The sequence below is a fragment of the Vibrio sp. Vb0598 genome (assembly GCF_033338935.1).
GTDB classification, from domain to species: Bacteria; Pseudomonadota; Gammaproteobacteria; order Enterobacterales; family Vibrionaceae; genus Vibrio; species Vibrio alginolyticus.
On sequence record NZ_JAWOTP010000011.1, the window covers coordinates 26,453 to 46,052 of the forward strand.

General features: G+C 45.2%; 17 protein-coding genes. 9 read left to right on the top strand and 8 right to left on the bottom strand.

The features are described from left to right. Positions 1-21: 21 nt before the first annotated feature. The 7 genes from sfsA (at position 22) to panC (ending at position 5,968) form a co-directional block, all read left to right on the top strand. Complete coding sequence (gene sfsA, locus R7Q38_RS12680) at positions 22-738, top strand: DNA/RNA nuclease SfsA (RefSeq protein ID WP_017635909.1); 717 nt, start codon at positions 22-24, stop codon at positions 736-738. Positions 739-874: 136 nt separating this feature from the next. Further along, on the top strand, positions 875-1,321 hold the full coding sequence (dksA, locus tag R7Q38_RS12685) for an RNA polymerase-binding protein DksA (protein ID WP_005386584.1): 447 nt from the start codon (positions 875-877) through the stop codon (positions 1,319-1,321). Between the two features lie 95 nt (positions 1,322-1,416). Next, positions 1,417-2,280, top strand: coding sequence for a tRNA glutamyl-Q(34) synthetase GluQRS (gene gluQRS, locus R7Q38_RS12690; protein WP_104975576.1), 864 nt, complete (start codon positions 1,417-1,419; stop codon positions 2,278-2,280). Between the two features lie 102 nt (positions 2,281-2,382). Further along, positions 2,383-3,750, top strand: a complete 1,368-nt coding sequence (pcnB, locus tag R7Q38_RS12695) for a polynucleotide adenylyltransferase PcnB (RefSeq protein ID WP_005386589.1) — start codon at positions 2,383-2,385, stop codon at positions 3,748-3,750. Further along, positions 3,747-4,232, top strand: coding sequence for a 2-amino-4-hydroxy-6-hydroxymethyldihydropteridine diphosphokinase (folK, locus tag R7Q38_RS12700; RefSeq protein ID WP_054579080.1), 486 nt, complete (start codon positions 3,747-3,749; stop codon positions 4,230-4,232). The genes pcnB and folK overlap by 4 nt, the downstream gene beginning before the upstream one ends. 24 nt (positions 4,233-4,256) lie before the next feature. Further along, positions 4,257-5,051, top strand: a complete 795-nt coding sequence (gene panB, locus R7Q38_RS12705) for a 3-methyl-2-oxobutanoate hydroxymethyltransferase (protein ID WP_005386592.1) — start codon at positions 4,257-4,259, stop codon at positions 5,049-5,051. Positions 5,052-5,062: 11 nt separating this feature from the next. Beyond that, the gene (panC, locus tag R7Q38_RS12710; protein WP_213876181.1) at positions 5,063-5,968 is read left to right on the top strand and encodes a pantoate--beta-alanine ligase; all 906 of its coding nucleotides are present in this window, start codon (positions 5,063-5,065) and stop codon (positions 5,966-5,968) included. A 53-nt stretch (positions 5,969-6,021) separates the two neighbouring features. On the opposite strand, the gene R7Q38_RS12715 is transcribed toward panC, so the two are convergent. The 4 genes from R7Q38_RS12715 to R7Q38_RS12730 form a co-directional block, all read right to left on the bottom strand. Continuing rightward, positions 6,022-6,951 (bottom strand): Kdo(2)-lipid IV(A) acyltransferase, encoded by a 930-nt coding sequence (locus tag R7Q38_RS12715; RefSeq protein ID WP_256903009.1) that lies wholly within the window; start codon positions 6,949-6,951, stop codon positions 6,022-6,024. Positions 6,952-7,078: 127 nt separating this feature from the next. Continuing rightward, complete coding sequence (locus R7Q38_RS12720; RefSeq protein ID WP_054700467.1) at positions 7,079-7,849, bottom strand: ABC transporter permease; 771 nt, start codon at positions 7,847-7,849, stop codon at positions 7,079-7,081. After that, the gene (locus R7Q38_RS12725) at positions 7,850-8,767 is read right to left on the bottom strand and encodes an ABC transporter ATP-binding protein (RefSeq protein ID WP_005380000.1); all 918 of its coding nucleotides are present in this window, start codon (positions 8,765-8,767) and stop codon (positions 7,850-7,852) included. A gap of 250 nt (positions 8,768-9,017) precedes the next feature. Next, complete coding sequence (locus R7Q38_RS12730; protein ID WP_005379997.1) at positions 9,018-10,688, bottom strand: SulP family inorganic anion transporter; 1,671 nt, start codon at positions 10,686-10,688, stop codon at positions 9,018-9,020. A gap of 281 nt (positions 10,689-10,969) precedes the next feature. Here R7Q38_RS12730 and can point away from each other — a divergent pair, with 281 nt between their 5' ends. Further along, positions 10,970-11,638, top strand: coding sequence for a carbonate dehydratase (can, locus tag R7Q38_RS12735; RefSeq protein WP_005379996.1), 669 nt, complete (start codon positions 10,970-10,972; stop codon positions 11,636-11,638). Positions 11,639-11,716: 78 nt separating this feature from the next. Here the strand turns inward: can and hpt are convergent, their stop codons facing one another. Beyond that, positions 11,717-12,247: a hypoxanthine phosphoribosyltransferase gene (gene hpt / locus R7Q38_RS12740; RefSeq protein WP_005379995.1), complete on the bottom strand. Its 531-nt coding sequence runs from the start codon at positions 12,245-12,247 to the stop codon at positions 11,717-11,719. A gap of 319 nt (positions 12,248-12,566) precedes the next feature. On the opposite strand from hpt, the gene opaR reads away from it, so the two are divergent. After that, positions 12,567-13,181: a transcriptional regulator OpaR gene (gene opaR / locus R7Q38_RS12745; RefSeq protein WP_005379994.1), complete on the top strand. Its 615-nt coding sequence runs from the start codon at positions 12,567-12,569 to the stop codon at positions 13,179-13,181. Between the two features lie 145 nt (positions 13,182-13,326). On the opposite strand, the gene lpdA is transcribed toward opaR, so the two are convergent. From lpdA to aceE, 3 genes are all read right to left on the bottom strand, one after another. Next, positions 13,327-14,754 (bottom strand): dihydrolipoyl dehydrogenase, encoded by a 1,428-nt coding sequence (lpdA, locus tag R7Q38_RS12750; protein ID WP_005379993.1) that lies wholly within the window; start codon positions 14,752-14,754, stop codon positions 13,327-13,329. 267 nt (positions 14,755-15,021) lie between these two features. Next, the gene (gene aceF / locus R7Q38_RS12755; RefSeq protein ID WP_005396678.1) at positions 15,022-16,914 is read right to left on the bottom strand and encodes a pyruvate dehydrogenase complex dihydrolipoyllysine-residue acetyltransferase; all 1,893 of its coding nucleotides are present in this window, start codon (positions 16,912-16,914) and stop codon (positions 15,022-15,024) included. A 19-nt stretch (positions 16,915-16,933) separates the two neighbouring features. Next, a complete protein-coding gene (gene aceE / locus R7Q38_RS12760) occupies positions 16,934-19,597 on the bottom strand; it encodes a pyruvate dehydrogenase (acetyl-transferring), homodimeric type (protein ID WP_005386612.1) in 2,664 nt (887 codons plus the stop codon). Between the last annotated feature and the right edge of the window lie 3 nt (positions 19,598-19,600).

Consider the following 19,600-nt stretch of genomic DNA (forward strand, 5'->3'; position numbering starts at 1 on the left):
ATTTTTTGTCTAAATAAGCAAATGCATTTCACACCCGCTTTAGAGTCCGCCACTCTACTCAAACGTTATAAACGCTTTCTTGCCGATATCGAGCTCGATACTGGTGAAATCCGTACAATCCACTGCGCAAATACAGGTGCAATGACGGGTTGTGCAACGCCCGGAAACAAGGTTTGGTTTTCTACTTCCGACAACCCGAAACGAAAATACCCCAATAGTTGGGAGTTGAGTGAGACCGAACAAGGCCACCGTATTTGTATCAACACCGCGCGTGCCAATCAATTAGCCGTAGAGGCTATTGAAAATAATGTCATTTCAGAGCTTTGTGGTTATGACACACTTCAAACTGAGGTGAAATACGGCAATGAAAATAGCCGAATTGATATCTTGCTCAGCGCAGACGACAAGCCAAAGTGCTATATAGAAGTGAAAAGCGTCACTCTTCTTGATGAGACCGACTCTACTGGACAAGGATACTTCCCAGATGCGGTCACGACTCGGGGACAAAAACACCTGAGAGAGCTCACAGAAATGGCACAAAATGGAAGTAGAGCCATACTTTTATTCACTGTTTTACATTCAGGTATTGAAAAAGTATCCGCGGCGCACCATATAGACGCGAAATATTCACTATTACTCAAACAAGCACAAGACGCTGGAGTGGAAGTTCTCTGCTACAAAGCTGAACTGAGCGATACTGGAATGAAGCTGATTTCCGCTATTGATTTTATCAATTAAGAGAAAAAATGATGTCGTCTTCACATTGACGATAACTTTGCGATTCAGTATTTGCTTGCACCGCCTCTTTTTGCTATAGATACCCGCCTTAAATTGACTGCGTAGCAGTTGACTAGGTGTAAGTAGGAGATGCTGTATGCCAGAATCAAAGAAGAAAACGATAGGCATCCTAGCCATTGCCGGCGTGGAGCCATATCAGGAAAAACCTGGTGAAGAGTACATGTCACCAGAGCAGGTTGAACACTTTACGAAAATCTTAACAGCTTGGCGCGACCAGCTAAGAGCTGAAGTGGATCGTACTGTTCACCACATGCAGGACGAAGCAGCAAACTTCCCAGATCCAGTTGACCGCGCCTCTCAAGAGGAAGAGTTCAGCCTAGAACTGCGTAACCGTGACCGCGAACGCCGTTTGATCAAGAAGATTGAAAAGACTTTGGATAAAATCAAAGAAGACGATTTTGGCTTCTGTGAGTCTTGTGGCGTAGAGATTGGCGTTCGCCGTCTTGAAGCACGTCCAACCGCTGACCTTTGTATTGACTGTAAAACACTTGCAGAAATCAAAGAGAAGCAAATGCAAGGTTAATCACCCAGCATTATGATTGTTGAAGGGAGCTCAGGCTCCCTTTTTGTTTTGGCTACCTTCGCACCCTATTTGTTTACTAAATTCGAGATACACGCATGACACGCTATGTAGGTCGATTCGCCCCATCTCCTTCTGGTCCACTGCATTTTGGTTCACTGATTGCCGCTCTTGGCAGTTATTTTCAAGCGAAAGCACAAAATGGAGCTTGGTTAGTACGTATTGAGGACTTAGACCCACCAAGAGAAATGCCAGGTGCAGCGCAACTTATCCTAGAGGCACTCAAGGCCTATCAGCTGCATTGGGATGGAGAAGTGGTATACCAGAGCGAACGTCACGACCTTTACCAAGCTCAAATAAACAAATGGCTCGAAAATGGAGAAGCCTATTATTGCCAATGTACTCGTAAGCAAATTAAAGAGCATGGCGGTTTTTATCCTGGCACTTGCCGCGATAAAAACTTGAAAGAAGGCGCGATTCGCCTAAAAATGACCAAGCCTGTCGCTCATTTCCTCGACCAAAAGCGGGGAACCATTACGATTCCAGAGCAACTCGTTAATGAAGATTTCATTATTAAACGTCGAGATGGATTATTTGCTTATAATCTTGCGGTAGTATTGGACGACATCGACCAAGGCGTCACAGAAGTCGTGCGAGGTGCAGACTTAATCGAGCCGACAGGGCGTCAAATTAGCCTGTACCAAATACTTGGTCAGCCAGAAGTTAGCTACTTGCATTTACCATTGGCGATGGACAACAACGGCAATAAATTGTCGAAACAAAATCACGCGACGGCTATTGATATAGATACACCAAAACCTACTCTATTGCGCGCCATGACATTTTTAGGTTTCGAGATACCTGAAACCGTAAGGGCGGCCAACATAGAAGATATTCTTCGTTGGGGCTGCGAAAACTGGCGCTTGGAACAGCTTCCAGCAGAGATCGAGATCACACCGTGATTCTCAAATGGCATTGTGTAGGCTATCATTAGCCGCAAATTAGGCCCTAGAGGCGTATAAAACTAACCAAAGCAAGATTGGATTAAACCCAGTTATTGCCAGATGCACATGAATACAAACGACTATACACCAAGCGAACCTGCCACAATTCCAGAGCTCGCTCTCAATGTAATAACTCGTGAAGAGCACAACATTTCGCGTAAGCAGATCAGTGATAATGCGCTGAAGGTACTGTACCGCCTAAATGGTGCTGGTTTCGATGCTTTTCTTGTGGGTGGCGGGGTTCGAGACTTACTGCTTGGACAAAAACCAAAAGATTTTGACATTGCGACCAACGCAACGCCGGAACAGATCAAACAGCTATTTCGTAACTGCCGTTTGATTGGTCGCCGCTTCCGCTTGGCTCATATTATGTTTGGCCGAGACATCATTGAGGTTGCGACATTCCGTGGTCACCACCAAGAGCAAAAGAATAAGAGCATTTCTCAGCAATCAAAAGAGGGTATGCTGCTGCGTGACAACGTCTACGGCACCATCGATGAAGATGCTGAGCGCCGTGATTTCACGATTAACTCGATGTACTACAACATCGCAGATTACTCGATTCACGACTACGCACGTGGTATTGAAGATTTAGAAGATCGCCTAATTCGACTGATTGGTGATCCAGAAACACGCTACCGTGAAGACCCTGTGCGCATGCTGCGTGCGGTTCGTTTCGCGGTAAAACTAGACTTTGATATTGAAGAAGACACCGCAGCGCCAATCGAACACATGGCACCGTTGCTCGGTGACATTCCGTCAGCGCGTCTTTTTGAAGAGTCACTCAAATTATTGCAATCCGGTCATGGCTTAGAAACCTACCACCTACTGCGTGAGTACAACCTATTCCAGCAACTATTCCCGACGATTGCAGCGCACTTTACAGAAGATTACTCCTCTCACACTGAGCAGATGTTGGATCTTGTCCTAGATTCTACCGACATGCGCATCGAAGATGGGAAACGCATCAATCCAGCATTTATGTTTGCTGCAATGCTGTGGTACCCACTGTGTGCGAAAGCCGATGAACTGATGGAAGAGCGCAACTTAGGCCATTACGACGCCATTATGGAAGCGAGCAACATCATTCTTGACGAGCAAGTTCGCACAATTGCCATTCCAAGACGCCACACCGCAACCATTCGCGAGATTTGGCAGTTACAGCTTCGTCTTCCACGACGTAACGGTAAACGCGCATTCCGTCTTATGGAGCTCAATAAATTTAGAGCTGGCTTTGATTTTCTTGAAATGCGCGGTGAAATTGAAGGTGGTGACACTCAGAAGCTTGCCAAGTGGTGGGAAACTTTTCAAAATGCAGGCCGAGAAATGCGTCAAGCAATGGCTGCCGACTTAGACGGTCAATCACCGAAAACAGGCCAGCGCCGCCGTAAAACTTATCGCAAGAAAAAGAGTAAGCCCAAATCATGATTACAGCGTACATTGCGGTAGGCAGTAACTTGGCTGATCCTATCAGCCAAGCGAAGCAAGCGATTGAAGCATTAAAAACGCTGCCTAAATCAGAGTTTGTTCAAGCTTCTTCGCTATACAGCAGCACGCCAATGGGGCCACAAAACCAACCGGATTACATCAATGCGGTTGTGTCTATTAACACCAGTTTGACGCCTATTGAATTGCTCAATTGCACACAAGCTATAGAGCAAGAACAAGGGCGTGTCCGTAAAGACGAACGCTGGGGACCAAGAACCTTGGACCTCGACATTGTGCTTTATGGCAATGAGGTGATTAATTCCGAGAGGCTGATCGTTCCTCATTATGGAATGAAAGAGCGTGAATTCGTACTCTACCCTCTTGCGGAAATTGCACCAAGTTTACAACTCCCTGATGGGACCGAGGTCTCTAAACTACTGGAACAAGTAGATAGAAACGGCCTCAGTATCTGGCAGTCATAGCCAACTCCTAGTAAGGATAAAACCATGAAAAAAATGACCATCAACGACCTAATCAAGTGGAAGCAAGAAGGTCGTAAATTTGCTACTTCAACCGCTTATGATGCGAGCTTTGCCCAACTGTTTGAAAGCCAAGAAATGCCAGTACTTCTTGTTGGTGATTCTCTAGGGATGGTTTTGCAAGGTCACAACGATACTCTGCCAGTAACGGTCGATGATATCGCTTACCATACTCGTTGCGTACGCGCTGGTAGCCCAAATTGTTTGTTGATGGCAGACATGCCATTCATGAGCTACACCACGCCAGAGCAAGCTTGCGAAAATGCGGCTAAACTGATGCGTGCTGGTGCCAATATGGTAAAAATTGAAGGTGGTGACTGGCTTGTCGACACGGTGAAAATGCTCACTGAGCGATCAGTTCCAGTTTGTGCTCATCTTGGTTTAACTCCTCAAGCTGTTAATATTTTTGGTGGTTACAAAATCCAAGGTCGCGATCAAGAAAAAGCAGACCGCATGGTAAAAGACGCATTAGCGCTGCAAGAAGCAGGTGCTCAAATCGTCTTACTAGAATGCGTACCAGCAGAGCTTGCTGAACGTATTACGCAAGTGCTTGACGTTCCTGTTATCGGTATTGGTGCAGGTAACGTAACAGATGGTCAAATTCTCGTAATGCATGATATGTTTGGTATTTCTGCCAACTACATGCCGAAATTCTCCAAAAACTTTCTTGCTGAAACAGGTGATATGCGCAAAGCCGTTACTAAATACATTGAAGATGTAGCCAACGGTGTATTCCCAGACGACGCTCATACCATTGCCTAGAGGATAAATGCATGCAAACTTTTGCGGAAATCTCAGCAGTTCGTGAACACCTTAAAACCTTTAAACGTGAAGGTCGTAAAGTGGCGTTTGTCCCTACCATGGGCAACCTTCACGAAGGCCACTCAACCTTAGTGCGTAAAGCACGCGAATACGCTGATATCGTTGTCGTAAGCATCTTTGTTAATCCGATGCAGTTTGATCGTGCAGACGATTTAAATAATTACCCACGCACGCTAGAGGAAGACTTAAGCAAGTTAACCTCTGAAGGGGTCGATGTGGTATTTACGCCAACACCAGAAGTTATCTACCCAGAAGGTCTGGATAAACAAACCTTCGTCGATGTCCCTGGCCTATCAACAATTCTCGAAGGCGCATCTCGACCAGGTCATTTCCGTGGCGTGACGACGATTGTGAATAAGCTGTTTAACATCGTACAACCGGATGTCGCGTGCTTCGGCGAGAAGGACTTCCAACAACTTGCTGTTATCCGCAAGATGGTTGATGACCTAGCAATGGACATTGAAATCATCGGTGTACCAACCGTACGTGAAATGGACGGTTTAGCAATGAGTTCACGCAATGGCTTGCTTACGCTGGACGAGCGTCAACGTGCGCCTGTACTTGCTCGTACAATGCGTTGGATCAGCAGTGCCATTCGCGGTGGCCGCGATGACTACGCATCGATCATCGAAGATGCAAGCGACCAACTTCGAGCTGCAGGTCTGCACCCTGATGAGATCTTCATTCGTGATGCTCGTACATTACAAGTGATCACACCAGAAACGACACAAGCTGTCATTCTGATGTCTGCGTTCCTAGGCAAAGCTCGTCTTATCGATAACCAAACGGTAGATATGGTTGTCGAAGCGAAGGAAGAAGCTGAATCTAACAATACAAACTCAGAGAGCGCAGAGTGAGCTCTGAGTCATAAAAGTAAAAAGGTCGACTCTTAGTCGACCTTTTTTATACTCTACGTATAGACGCAATCTAACCCTTCAGGGCGAGTTTTAAACCGTTTGTGCAGCCACATCCACGCTGGAATATCACGTTTTATCATTTTCTCAAGCTCTTGATTCAAGATGCTTGCCGCTTTAACCGCATTACGTCTCTCGAAACGCTCGCTAATGTCTTTTCCAATGTACAGCGTGTAATGGTGATTTTTACTCACTGTAACGCCAGATATAACCGCACACTTTGTTGCATCAATGAGAACACTAGACCCGACGGTACTCGCCGCTTGTTCAACAGCAAAAAACGGCGCAAAAACAGAATGGCTAACGCCATAATCATGGTCGGGCAAATACCAAAGTCGATGACCATTCTTCAGAACTTTGAGCATTGATTTCACGTCTTTTCGATCAATCATTTGATGTCCAAAACGAGTTCGACCTCGATGTTGAATAAACTCATAAGCAGAATTCGAATTTGGGCGATAAACGCCATAACCTTGGGCAAACTGGCTAAAAATACGAGCGGTTATCTCCAAGTTTAAATGGTGACTGCACACCACCAACACACCACGTCCATTATTTTCCTCAGCGAGTAAACGATCTTTTCCAACAATAGAGGTTATCCGACGTATCCGCCAATCTGGCCAAAACCATGCGATACCGGTTTCGATGATCGCCATTCCAGTATATTGAAAGTTTTTTCGTACTACGTCCTTACATTGCCAATCCGTAAAATCAGGGAAACACAGCTGGAGATTACGCAGAGCGATCTTGTGTCGGCGCTTCATTACATGCATCGCAATACAGCCGATGCTTCTACCTAAGATTCGCAATACTACGTATGGCAGTACATTAACAAGAATCGCTAAAGATCCAAATGCCAGCCATACAGACCAATATTGGGGCTTAAGTAACTGATAGGAGAAAGGCGGCGGCGGGACAATATTCATAGGATCACTCATTTATTACAAATGATTGAAACCTACCATGATAAAAACCGAAAAATTGTATGGGTATGTATTGTTATGCACGCGAAAGAGCAGCGTGAATCGCCGCTCTTTGCTTTATGAGAATGGCTTAGCTTCTTAGCCCAATCCCTTTGGTTACTAGATAATGCGCAATGGCATACAGTGCTATAACAAACACTGCAAGTACACTAAATGAAGTGACAATGCCCACATCCGAGACACCTAAAAAGCCGTAGCGGAACGCATTCACCATGTAGACGATTGGGTTGATCTTAGAAACGCCTTGCCAAAATTCAGGCAGCAGACTGATCGAATAAAAGACTCCTCCCAAGTAAGTTAAAGGAGTCAATACAAACGTAGGGATGATCGAAATATCATCAAACGTTTTTGCGTAAACCGCGTTGATCAAGCCACCGAGAGCAAATACCACCGACGTCATGAAGACAGTCGCGACAATAATGCCCCAGTGCTCCACTTGCAAATCAACGAACAAAAGTGACACACAAGTAACAATTGCACCGACCAACAAACCTCGAGTCACGCCGCCCATCACATAGCCAGCAATAATCACATAGTTTGGTACCGGTGCCACCAGCAGTTCTTCAATATTCTTCTGTAGCTTTGCACTAAAGAATGAAGACGCAACATTCGAGTATGAGTTGGTGATCACCGACATCATGATCAAACCTGGAACAATGTACTCCATGTAACTAAAGCCGCTCATCTCACCAATTCGAGAGCCAATAAGATTACCGAAAATGATGAAGTACAACGTCATCGTAATGGCTGGCGGCACTAAGGTTTGCACCCAAATACGTGTAAAACGAGTGACTTCTTTGCTCAGCAAGCTGCGAAATGCCGTCCAATATAAACCGTACATTTAATTACTCCCCTCTCTTACAATGCTGACAAACAACTCTTCAAGTCGGTTGGCTTTGTTACGCATTGAGAGAACTTTAATGCCATGCTCTGTTAACTGACTGAATACCGAATTCAATCCTTGGCTTTTATCTAGTTCTATCTCTAAAGAGCCATCAACAATACTTTGTCGATTAACACCTTCAAGCTCAGGCACCTCGACTTCTGACTCAATATCCAAGATAAATGTCTCGACGCTTAGCTTACCTAGTAACGCCTTCATGGTGGTATTTTCAATCAGCTCACCACGATTAATAATGCCGATATTTCGACACAGCATCTCCGCTTCTTCTAGGTAGTGTGTCGTTAAAATAATCGTAATTCCTTGCTCTTGGTTGATCTCTTTCAGAAACCCCCACATTGAGCGGCGTAGTTCAATATCCACTCCAGCCGTTGGTTCATCTAAAATGAGTAATTGCGGCTCGTGCATCAAAGCTCTTGCGATCATTAAACGACGCTTCATCCCACCGGATAGGTTACGAGCACGCTCTTGGCGTTTTTCCCATAAATCCAATTTTTTCAGGTATTTTTCTGCTCTTTCTTTGGCTAACACTTTAGACACACCGTAATAGCCAGCTTGCTGCATCACAATTTGCTCAACGGTTTCAAACTGGTTGAAGTTGAACTCTTGTGGCACCAAGCCTAAATTCTGCTTGGCCAATTCGAGGTCGGTATCAATGTCATAACCGAAAACTTTCGTCGTTCCGGAGGTTTTATTCACTAAGGAGGAGATGATGCCAATCGTGGTCGATTTTCCTGCACCATTGGGACCCAGAAGCGCGTAGAAGTCACCCTTTTTCACTTGGAGACTTATACCTTTTAACGCCTCAAAGCCACCTGCATACGTCTTGCGCAGTTGTTCAATTTCTAATGCGTACATAAGGTCTTGATTGCCGTTTGTTTGTGATTACTAATACCGACTCATATTTAGCAGCGGTTTACTACAAAATCGCCTTGGGTATCGTATTGGAGGTCCATCAGTTTATCGTTGAATAACGATGATTACAAATAAACCTTTCGATAATATTGGAAATATAACCCTTACCTCGTAAAGGTTATCTCTGAGTAAGACAAAATAGAGCATAAAAAAACGCAACAGGACACTGTTGCGTTTTTAACTGTCAGAATGATTACGCCGTTATGCGCTGATACTGGTCTGCCTCAACATGTGCCACCGCCGCATTCAATGCTTCGTAACGGAATTGGTACATATTTTCATCAGGCACAAGGTCAATCACATGGAATTTCTCTAGCTGTTCTCGTGTTCGCTCATTCGGGCATAATAAATACACGGCACAATTGGCATCGAGAGCATCCTTAATCGCATTCTCTAACGCCAAACCGACGGTCACATCAATCATTGGTACATCCGTAAGATCGAGAATCATCACGTCATAGTCCGAAATACTAGAGTGCTGACGTGAAATGGCTTTAGAAACACTAAAGATCATCGGACCGGAAAGATAAAAGAACAGCACTTTACCATTAGCACGATCCAACAAACCACGCTCGCTGTCAGTCAGCGGCACATCATCTTCATCCGCGTCGCTGATCGCTTTTACTTGTCGCGCCTGCTCTCGGCTCAAACGCTCGATGATGATAATGTTCGAGATAAAGACGCCTAAACCCACCGCAACGATAAGATCAACGAATACTGTAAGCAACATAACGCCATACATCACCGCCATTCCGGAAAAGCTTACCTTATGTGCCCTCTGAATAAAGCTCCAGTCTAGGATGTTAAAGCCAACATACACCGCAATGCCTGCTAACACAGCCATCGGGATTGGCTCTGTTAACCCGCCAGCAACCAGTACAACCAACGCCAACATTAGTGCACGAATCACACCAGATAATGGCGAACGAGCCCCAACTTGGATATTCGTTACCGTCCCCATGGTAGCCCCCGCCCCCGGCAGCGCACCAAACAAGCCTGAGATCATGTTAGCTAACCCTTGACCTCGCAGCTCTTTATCTGAGTCGTGTTCTTTACGAGTTAATGAGTCACCGATAACCGCCGTTAACAAAGTATCAATACAACCTAATGTGCCTAGCACTAATGCATCAATGACCATCTCGACAAACATATCTGTGTCAATATAAGGGGCGACGAGAGAAGGTAACCCAGCAGGAATTTCACCGATACGACGAATATCTTCTGTATCAAAGAGAATCACAGACAATAACGTCACCGCGACCAATGCCACGAGCTGTGCAGGAACGTATTTACGATATTGCTTAGGGAAGAAAAAAAGAATCCCCAAAGTCAGTAGTCCCAAAAACAACTCACTGAACTTAAGGTTAGAAATGGTCTCCGGCAAAGCAGATAACGTTCCGAGTACTCCCCCTGAAGGCGCAGCATGCCCCATCAAAGGCGATAACTGTAGAATGATAAGAATCACACCAATGCCAGACATAAACCCGGAAATAACGCTGTAAGGCATCAAGGTAACGTATTTACCCAGTTTTAACGTCCCCAATAGGATTTGGAACGCGCCAGCCATCATGACAACCGTGAAAGTCATAGCCATGCCCGTTTCTGGGTATTTCGCCATCATACTGGTTAATACTGCGGTCATGATTACCGTCATTGGCCCTGTCGGTTCTGATATTAACGTATTAGAACCACCAAATAACGAGGCAAACAAACCGACCATTATTGCCCCCCAAAGGCCGGCCTCAGCACCGGCTCCGGATGCAACACCAAACGCTAACGCCAGAGGGAGAGAGATAATCGCTGTGGTTACCCCGCCAAATACATCCCCTTTGAAATTGATATCTTCAAAACGACTACCGAACACTGCTGATTTTCCCTGCATTCAATTTTAAAAAGTAAAATATCACTACTTTAACGAGCTAGGCGAAAATTTAAACCATAAATAGATTAAGGCTAAATTCACACCACAAATAGTTTCACCAGATTTTACTTTTTTCTTAATGAAAACTAGTCAGATGAGTCCTATCTGACGAATATTTAACGAGATCGAAATTGTAACATTGTGTATAGTTACAACACTGATCGCTTGCATGTGCACACAAACAGCGGCAGCGATTTTGTCTTTTAAGGGAAGTAGTTTGCAAAATGCCGGAAATAAAACAGTTATTTGAAAACAATTCGAAATGGTCTCAAGAGATCAAATCTGATCGACCTGAATACTTCGCAAAACTCGCTGAGGGGCAAAAGCCTGATTTTCTTTGGATTGGCTGCTCTGATAGCCGCGTTCCTGCCGAGCGACTAACCGGGCTATACTCAGGTGAACTCTTTGTTCATCGGAATGTTGCAAACCAAGTTATCCATACTGATCTCAACTGTCTATCGGTCGTCCAGTACGCTGTAGACGTTCTTAAGGTTAAACACATCATTGTCTGTGGACACTATGGATGTGGTGGCGTAAACGCAGCCATTGATAACCCTAAGCTAGGTCTTATTAATAATTGGCTGTTACATATCAGAGATATCTATTTCAAACACCGCACTTACCTAGATCAAATGCCGCAACAAGATCGAGCGGATAAACTAGGCGAGCTTAATGTTGCAGAGCAAGTGTACAACTTGGGTAACTCAACCATCCTGCAAAACGCTTGGGAGCGTGGGCAAGATGTTGAAATTCATGGTGTGGTATACGGAATTGAAGATGGTCGCTTAGAGTACTTAGGCATTCGTTCTAACTCTAAGGAAACCGTAGAAGCGTCTTACCAGAAAGCTCTTTCGACGATTCTAAATACAGATAACAAGCTGCTTTGTCGCTAAGTCATATCTAAAAGTTGAACAAAAAACGCCCATCTTAGATGGGCGTTTTTTTTATATTTTTAATGCTGCTCTCAATGATTATTCTTGAGGTACAACTTTACCGATGTATGGTAAGTGGCGGTATTTCTGCGCGTAATCAATACCCACCCCAACGACAAACTCATCTGGGATTTCGAAACCAATCCAATCCACAGGAACATTCACTTCACGACGAGATGGTTTATCTAGGAGCGTACAAATCGCGATAGACTTCGGCTCACGTAGCGAAAGAATCTCACGGATTTTATTTAGTGTGTTACCAGTGTCAATGATGTCTTCAACAAGCAGAATATCTTTACCTTTGATGTCATCATCCAAATCTTTCAAGATACGAACGTCACGTGAGCTTTCCATCGTATTGCCGTAGCTTGACGCAGTCATAAAATCAACTTGGTGAGTCAGTTCGATAGCACGTGCCAAGTCTGCCATAAATACAAATGAGCCTCGCAATAAGCCTACCAACACAAGATCTTCACTACCTTGATAACGCTCTGTAATTTGTTTGCCTAATTCACGAACTCGCTCCTGAACTTCTTGCTCAGAAATCATGACTTCTATTGTATGTTTCATACTGTGCTCAATCTAAATTTGTGGGTTGAGGTAAGTCGCACGCAAACGATCACCTAATCTTACGGCGTGTAGTGTATCACCACGTTCATTGGGTTGAAAGTCGCATCCTGTTGCCAAAAAATCTTGGAAGAAGGTCTTAGTTTTATAAAGTTCATAGCTAAATTTATCAATAATAATGACATTACTGTATATAAATTGTTCTACAGATGTTGACCTTGTGCATATGCACCATTACACTCATCACTGCTTTAAGCAACTATTAAAATAATCAATTAGGGGGTTACCCCCAATATCAACTCAAATGGCAAGGAAAATGGATATGGACTCAATTGCAAAGAGACCTAGAACTAGGCTTTCTCCAATTAAGCGTAAGCAACAGTTAATGGAAATCGCATTGGAAGTATTTGCGCGCCGCGGCATCGGTCGTGGTGGTCACGCAGATATCGCAGAAATTGCTCAAGTTTCTGTAGCGACTGTTTTTAACTACTTCCCTACACGCGAAGACTTGGTGGATGAAGTTCTCAATCACGTCGTACGTCAGTTCTCAAACTTCCTATCGGATAACATAGACCTAGACTTACATGCACGTGAAAACATCGCCAATATTACTAATGCGATGATCGAGCTTGTCAGCCAAGACTGTCACTGGCTAAAAGTATGGTTCGAGTGGAGTGCTTCAACACGTGATGAAGTATGGCCATTGTTTGTTTCAACTAACCGTACTAACCAGTTGCTGGTACAAAACATGTTCATTAAAGCAATTGAACGCGGTGAGGTGTGTGACCAGCACGATTCAGAACACTTGGCAAACCTGTTCCACGGTATTTGTTACTCACTGTTTGTCCAAGCGAACCGCGCTAAAGGTGAAGCGGAACTGAAACATCTAGTGAATTCATACTTAGATATGCTTTGCATTTACAACCGTGAACACTAAAGCTTAACTAGTAATATATGTCAGCCCACCGTTTGGTGGGCTTTTTATTGTCTGCTGTCAGCTAAGCACACATTTATATTCCTATGTAACAAGCATAAAAAAACCGCTGCAATGCAGCGGCTTCTATCATTCAGTCAGAAAAAGCTTACTTCTTCTTAACTGCTTTTTTGTTTGGCAGGTCAGTGATTGAACCTTCAAATACTTCAGCAGCTAGACCTACAGACTCGTGTAGAGTTGGGTGAGCGTGGATAGTCAGAGCGATATCTTCTGCATCACAGCCCATCTCAATTGCAAGGCCGATTTCACCAAGTAGTTCACCACCGTTAGTACCAACGATAGCACCACCGATTACGCGGTGAGTTTCTTTGTCGAAGATTAGCTTAGTCATACCGTCTGCACAGTCAGATGCGATTGCACGACCTGATGCTGCCCATGGGAATGTTGCTACTTCGTACTTGATGCCTTCTTCTTTCGCTTCTTTTTCAGTCTTACCAACCCAAGCCACTTCTGGCTCAGTGTACGCAATTGAAGGGATAACTTTAGGGTCAAAGTAGTGCTTCTTACCAGAGATAACTTCAGCAGCTACGTGACCTTCATGCACACCTTTGTGAGCAAGCATTGGTTGACCAACGATATCACCGATCGCGAAGATGTGAGGAACGTTAGTACGCATTTGCTTATCAACGTTGATGAAGCCGCGCTCGTCAATTTCTAGACCCGCTTTTTCACCGTCGATTAGCTTACCATTTGGTACACGACCGATAGCAACTAGAACCGCATCGTAACGCTCAGCTTCAGCTGGCGCTTTCTTGCCTTCCATTGAAACGTAGATACCGTCTTCTTTTGCTTCAACTGCTGTTACTTTCGTTTCTAGCATTAGCTTGAACTTGTCTTTGATACGCTTAGTAAATACTTTCACGATATCTTTGTCTGCTGCAGGAATTACCTGGTCAAACATTTCAACAACTTCAACTTTAGAACCTAGAGAGTGGTAAACCGTACCCATTTCTAGACCGATGATACCACCGCCCATGATAAGCAGTTTTTCTGGCACTTCTTTTAGTTCTAGAGCGTCAGTAGAGTCCCAAATACGTGGGTCTTCATGCGGGATAAATGGCAGTTTGATTGGACGAGAACCAGCCGCAACGATTGCGTTGTCAAAGTTAACAACTGTTGGCTCACCTTCGCCTTCTACAAGGATAGAGTTAGGGCCAGTGAACTTACCGTAACCGTTAACTACTGTTACGTTACGCATCTTAGCCATACCGCTTAGGCCGCCAGTTAGTTGGTTAACAACTTTTTCTTTCCAGATGCGGATTTTGCTGATGTCTGTTTGAGGCTCACCGAACACAACGCCGTGGTCAGCCATCGCTTTCGCTTCTTCAATTACTTTAGAAACGTGAAGCAGTGCTTTAGATGGGATACAACCCACGTTCAGACATACACCGCCAAGCGTGCTGTAACGTTCAACTAGTACAGTTTCAAGACCTAAGTCCGCACAACGGAATGCAGCGGAGTAACCAGCAGGACCAGAACCAAGTACAACAACTTGGGCTTTAATTTCTTTGCTCATTTTGACCTCTTGTAGTCATTATCCCTAACAGGCTGAGTGGGTATCGATTTTTTATGTTTAAGAGAGATTTGTTTTAAACAGTTATTTTCAGACCGCTAACAGTTTACAGAGATGTTAATGGTGTGAAAAGTAAATCAATTTAGCCTGTGAGCTAGACAACAATTCGATTGTGAAAACCCTGAACGAAGCAAGGCTGATAACCAAATTGTCGGTAATTATGATTAGCAGAGGCGGCTAAGTTGCCGCCTCTCATTCATCTAATTTCTATTACAGAACTAGACGACGAATGTCAGATAGACATGAGTTTAGGTAAGTGATGAAGCGCGCACCTTCAGCACCATCGATCACACGGTGGTCGTATGATAGAGACAGTGGAAGTTGTAGACGCGGTTCGAACTCTTTACCGTTCCATACCGGTTTCATTTCTGACTTAGACACACCTAGGATACCAACTTCTGGTGCGTTTACGATTGGAGTAAACGCTGTACCGCCGATACCGCCTAGGCTAGAGATAGTGAAACAGCCACCTTGCATGTCAGCCGCAGTTAGCTTACCAGCACGTGCTTTCTTAGAAACCGCCATTAGCTCTTCAGATAGCTCGTAGATGCCTTTCTTGTTCACGTCTTTAAATACAGGAACAACTAGACCGTTTGGTGTATCTACCGCGATACCAACATTCACGTATTTCTTCAGAATTAGGCTCTCACCGTCTTCTGATAGAGAAGAGTTGAACGCTGGGAACGCTTCAAGCGCTTTAGCTACCGCTTTCATGATGAACACAAGTGGTGTGATCTTCATGCCAGTGTCTTTCTTCGCTTCAATCGCGTTTTGCTCTTTACGGAATGCTTCAAGAGCCGTGATGTCTGCGTTATCCCACTGTGTAACGTGCGGGATCATTACCCAGTTACGGTGTAGGTTTGCGCCAGAGATCTTCTTAATGCGAGATAGCGGTTGAACTTCTGTCTCACCAAACTTGCTGAAGTCCACTTTTGGCCATGGTAGTAGACCAAGAGCCGCGCCGTCGCCTTTGCCAGATGCTGCTGCACCTGCGCCAGACTCAAGACGCTTAAGTGCATCTTTCACGTAAGCTTGAACGTCTTCTTTTAGGATACGGCTCTTACGACCAGAACCTTTAACCTTAGAAAGATTAACGCCAAATTCACGCGCTAGACGACGAACAACTGGAGACGCGTGAGCGTACTCATCGTTTTCTTTGAAATCGCCAGTCGCTGCTGGAGCTGCTGCCGCTGGAGCTTCTGCTTTAGGAGCTGGAGCTGCAGGTGCTGCCGCTTGAGCTGGAGCTGCTGCAGGAGCAGGTGCTGCACCCGCCACTTCGAATACCATGATTAGTGAGCCAGTAGACACTTTGTCGCCAGCTGCAATCTTGATTTCTTTAACTGTGCCAGCGAATGGTGCAGGAACTTCCATAGAAGCTTTGTCACCTTCAACAGTGATTAGAGATTGCTCTTCTTCCACTGTGTCGCCAACCGCAACCATGATCTCAGTAACTTCAACTTCGTCGCCGCCGATATCTGGTACGTTAACTTCTTTTGCCGCAGACGCTGCTGGAGCTGCTGCCGCAGGAGCTTCAGCTGCCGCTGGTGCTGCTGGAGCTCCTGAACCTGCTGTTTCGAACACCATGATAAGTGAGCCAGTCGATACTTTATCGCCTGCTGCAACTTTGATCTCTTTTAGAGTACCTGCGAATGGCGCTGGAACTTCCATAGAAGCTTTGTCGCCTTCAACAGTTAGAAGAGATTGCTCTTCTTCGATGCTGTCGCCAACGGCAACCATGATTTCGGTAACTTCTACTTCATCACCACCGATGTCTGGTACGTGAACTTCTTTTAGTTCTGCCGCTGCTGCTGGAGCTGGAGCTGCTGCTGGAGCTGCTTCTGCCGCAGGAGCAGGTGCAGCGTCAGCTGCACCCTCGGCTTCGAAAATCATGATTAGAGAACCAGTAGAAACCTTGTCGCCTTCTGCAACTTTGATTTCTTTAACGATACCCGCTTGAGAAGCAGGAACTTCCATAGAAGCTTTATCGCCTTCAACTGTGATCAGAGATTGCTCTTCTTCAACCTTGTCGCCAACGCTTACAAGAATCTCAGTAACTTCAACCTCATCCGCACCGATGTCTGGTACATTAATTTCGATTGCCATTTCTTATCTACCTTCTTAATTAAGCGTATAGCGGGTTTGTTTTCTCTGTGTCGATGTCGAATTTCTTAATTGCTTCTGCAACTACAGATTTCTCAACTTCGCCACGTTTCGCTAGTTCAGTTAGCGCTGCTACTACTACGTAACCTGCGTTCACTTCGAAGTGACGACGTAGGTTTTCACGGCTGTCTGAACGACCGAAGCCATCAGTACCAAGAACTTTGAAAGACTCAGCAGGAATGTATGCACGAACCTGCTCTGCGTAGTTCTTCATGTAGTCAGTTGCTGCGATAGCAGGTTCAGTACCCATTACTGTTTGGATGTAAGGTACTTTCGCTTCCGCTTCTGGGTGAAGCATGTTGAAACGCTCTGCATCTTGGCCATCGCGAGTTAGTTCGTTGAATGACGTTACAGAGTAAACATCAGAAGCAACACCGTAATCTTCGCTTAGGATTTGAGCTGCTTTACGTACTTCATTCATGATAGTACCAGAGCTCATTAGCTGAACTTTCGCTTTGTCGCCCGTGTAAGTTTCTAGCTTGTAGATACCTTTACGGATGCCTTCTTCAGCGCCTTCTGGCATTGCTGGCATTGCGTAGTTTTCGTTCATTAGCGTTAGGTAGTAGAACACGTTTTCTTGTTCTGGACCGTACATACGACGGATACCGTCTTGCATGATTACTGCTACTTCGTACGCGAATGTTGGGTCGTAAGAAATACAGTTAGGAACCGTACCCGCCAAAATGTGCGAGTGGCCGTCTTCGTGCTGTAGACCTTCACCGTTCAACGTTGTACGACCCGCAGTTGCACCTAGTAGGAAACCACGTGCTTGTTGGTCACCAGCCATCCACGCCATGTCGCCAACACGTTGGAAGCCGAACATTGAGTAGTAGATGTAGAACGGGATCATTGGTAGGTCGTTTGTCGAGTATGAAGTCGCAGCAGCAACCCATGAAGACATAGCACCTAGCTCGTTGATACCTTCTTGTAGAACCTGACCTGAAGTCGCTTCTTTGTAGTAAGAAACAACGCCACGGTCTTCTGGTGTGTAAGTTTGGCCGTGCGGGTTGTAGATACCGATTTGACGGAACAGACCTTCCATACCGAATGTACGTGCTTCGTCAGCAATGATAGGAACGATGTTCTTACCAATGTTCTTGTTCTTAAGAAGAACGTTTAGCGCACGTACGAATGCCATAGTAGAAGAGATATCACGCTTCTGTTCTTCTAGTAGTGGCTTGAATTCTTCTAGCTCAGGAACGATGAATTCTTGAGTGAATTTTGGTAGACGCTGTGGCGTGTAGCCGTGTAGCGCTTTACGACGAGCGTGTAGGTATTCGTACTCTTTTGAACCTTCTTCAAGTTTCAGGTACGGAAGTTCTTTCACTGCTTCGTCAGTTAGGATGTCTTGAAGACCTAGACGGTCACGTAGGTGTAGTACGTGAGTCATGTCCATCTTCTTAACTTGGTGCGCGATGTTCTTACCTTCAGCCGCTTCACCCATGCCGTAACCTTTAACAGTCTTAGCTAGGATTACTGTTGGACGACCTTTAGTTTCTGCCGCGTTTTTGTATGCCGCGTATAGCTTAGAAGACTCGTGACCACCACGCTTAAGTGCGAAGATTTCGTCATCAGTCATGTCAGCAACAAGTGCAGCTGTCTCTGGGTACTTACCAAAGAAGTGCTCACGTACGTACGCGCCATCTTTTGATTTGAATGTTTGGTAGTCGCCGTCGATCGTTTCATTCATAAGCTGTAGAAGCTTACCTGTCGTATCTTTAGCTAGTAGTGAATCCCAGTTGTTACCCCAGATTACCTTCACTACGTTCCAACCAGCACCTTTGAACAGACCTTCAAGTTCTTGAATGATCTTACCGTTACCCATTACAGGACCATCTAGACGCTGTAGGTTACAGTTGATTAGGAAACATAGGTTGTCTAGTTTCTCACGCGCAGCGAAAGAGATAGCACCACGTGATTCTGGCTCATCCATCTCACCGTCACCTAGGAACGCGTAAACGCGCTGCTCTGAAGTATCTTTAAGACCACGGCCTTCTAGGTACTTAAGGAAACGAGCTTGGTAGATAGAAGCGATTGGACCTAGGCCCATCGATACTGTCGGGAACTGCCAGAATTCAGGCATCAGTTTAGGGTGCGGGTATGAAGGAATACCTTTTCCGTCTACTTCTTGACGGAAGTTGTCTAGCTGCTCTTCAGTTAGACGACCTTCAACGAATGCACGTGAGTAGATACCTGGTGAAATGTGACCTTGGTAGTAAACTAGGTCGCCACCATCCTTCTCGTTTGGCGCACGGAAGAAGTGGTTGAAACATGTCTCGTAGAACGCAGCAGAAGACTGGAAAGACGCCATGTGGCCGCCTAGCTCTAGGTCTTTCTTAGATGCACGTAGAACGATCATGATAGCGTTCCAACGAATAATTGAGCGAATACGACGCTCAAGTGTTGTGTCACCTGGGTATGCTGGTTCTTGGTCTGCAGGAATCGTGTTGATGTAGTTAGTTGTGATACCTGTTGGCATATCAACACCGTCTAGACGTGCTTTATCTAGAACTTGCTCTAATAGGAATTGAGCACGCTCTAGACCTTCTTCACGTACAACTGACTCAAGCGCTTGTAGCCATTCTTGAGTTTCCAGTGCATCTACGTCATGCTTCATATCAGACATGGC

Coding starts and splice junctions, on each gene's coding strand:
- aceF (WP_005396678.1), bottom strand. CDS start 16,914: ATGGCAATCGAAATTAATGTACCAGACATCGGTGCGGATGAGGTTGAA.
- aceE (WP_005386612.1), bottom strand. CDS start 19,597: ATGTCTGATATGAAGCATGACGTAGATGCACTGGAAACTCAAGAATGG.
- sfsA (WP_017635909.1), top strand. CDS start 22: ATGCATTTCACACCCGCTTTAGAGTCCGCCACTCTACTCAAACGTTAT.
- panC (WP_213876181.1), top strand. CDS start 5,063: ATGCAAACTTTTGCGGAAATCTCAGCAGTTCGTGAACACCTTAAAACC.
- dksA (WP_005386584.1), top strand. CDS start 875: ATGCCAGAATCAAAGAAGAAAACGATAGGCATCCTAGCCATTGCCGGC.
- opaR (WP_005379994.1), top strand. CDS start 12,567: ATGGACTCAATTGCAAAGAGACCTAGAACTAGGCTTTCTCCAATTAAG.
- R7Q38_RS12715 (WP_256903009.1), bottom strand. CDS start 6,951: ATGAATATTGTCCCGCCGCCGCCTTTCTCCTATCAGTTACTTAAGCCC.
- panB (WP_005386592.1), top strand. CDS start 4,257: ATGAAAAAAATGACCATCAACGACCTAATCAAGTGGAAGCAAGAAGGT.
- gluQRS (WP_104975576.1), top strand. CDS start 1,417: ATGACACGCTATGTAGGTCGATTCGCCCCATCTCCTTCTGGTCCACTG.
- hpt (WP_005379995.1), bottom strand. CDS start 12,247: ATGAAACATACAATAGAAGTCATGATTTCTGAGCAAGAAGTTCAGGAG.
- lpdA (WP_005379993.1), bottom strand. CDS start 14,754: ATGAGCAAAGAAATTAAAGCCCAAGTTGTTGTACTTGGTTCTGGTCCT.
- R7Q38_RS12720 (WP_054700467.1), bottom strand. CDS start 7,849: ATGTACGGTTTATATTGGACGGCATTTCGCAGCTTGCTGAGCAAAGAA.
- R7Q38_RS12725 (WP_005380000.1), bottom strand. CDS start 8,767: ATGTACGCATTAGAAATTGAACAACTGCGCAAGACGTATGCAGGTGGC.
- can (WP_005379996.1), top strand. CDS start 10,970: ATGCCGGAAATAAAACAGTTATTTGAAAACAATTCGAAATGGTCTCAA.
- pcnB (WP_005386589.1), top strand. CDS start 2,383: ATGCACATGAATACAAACGACTATACACCAAGCGAACCTGCCACAATT.
- folK (WP_054579080.1), top strand. CDS start 3,747: ATGATTACAGCGTACATTGCGGTAGGCAGTAACTTGGCTGATCCTATC.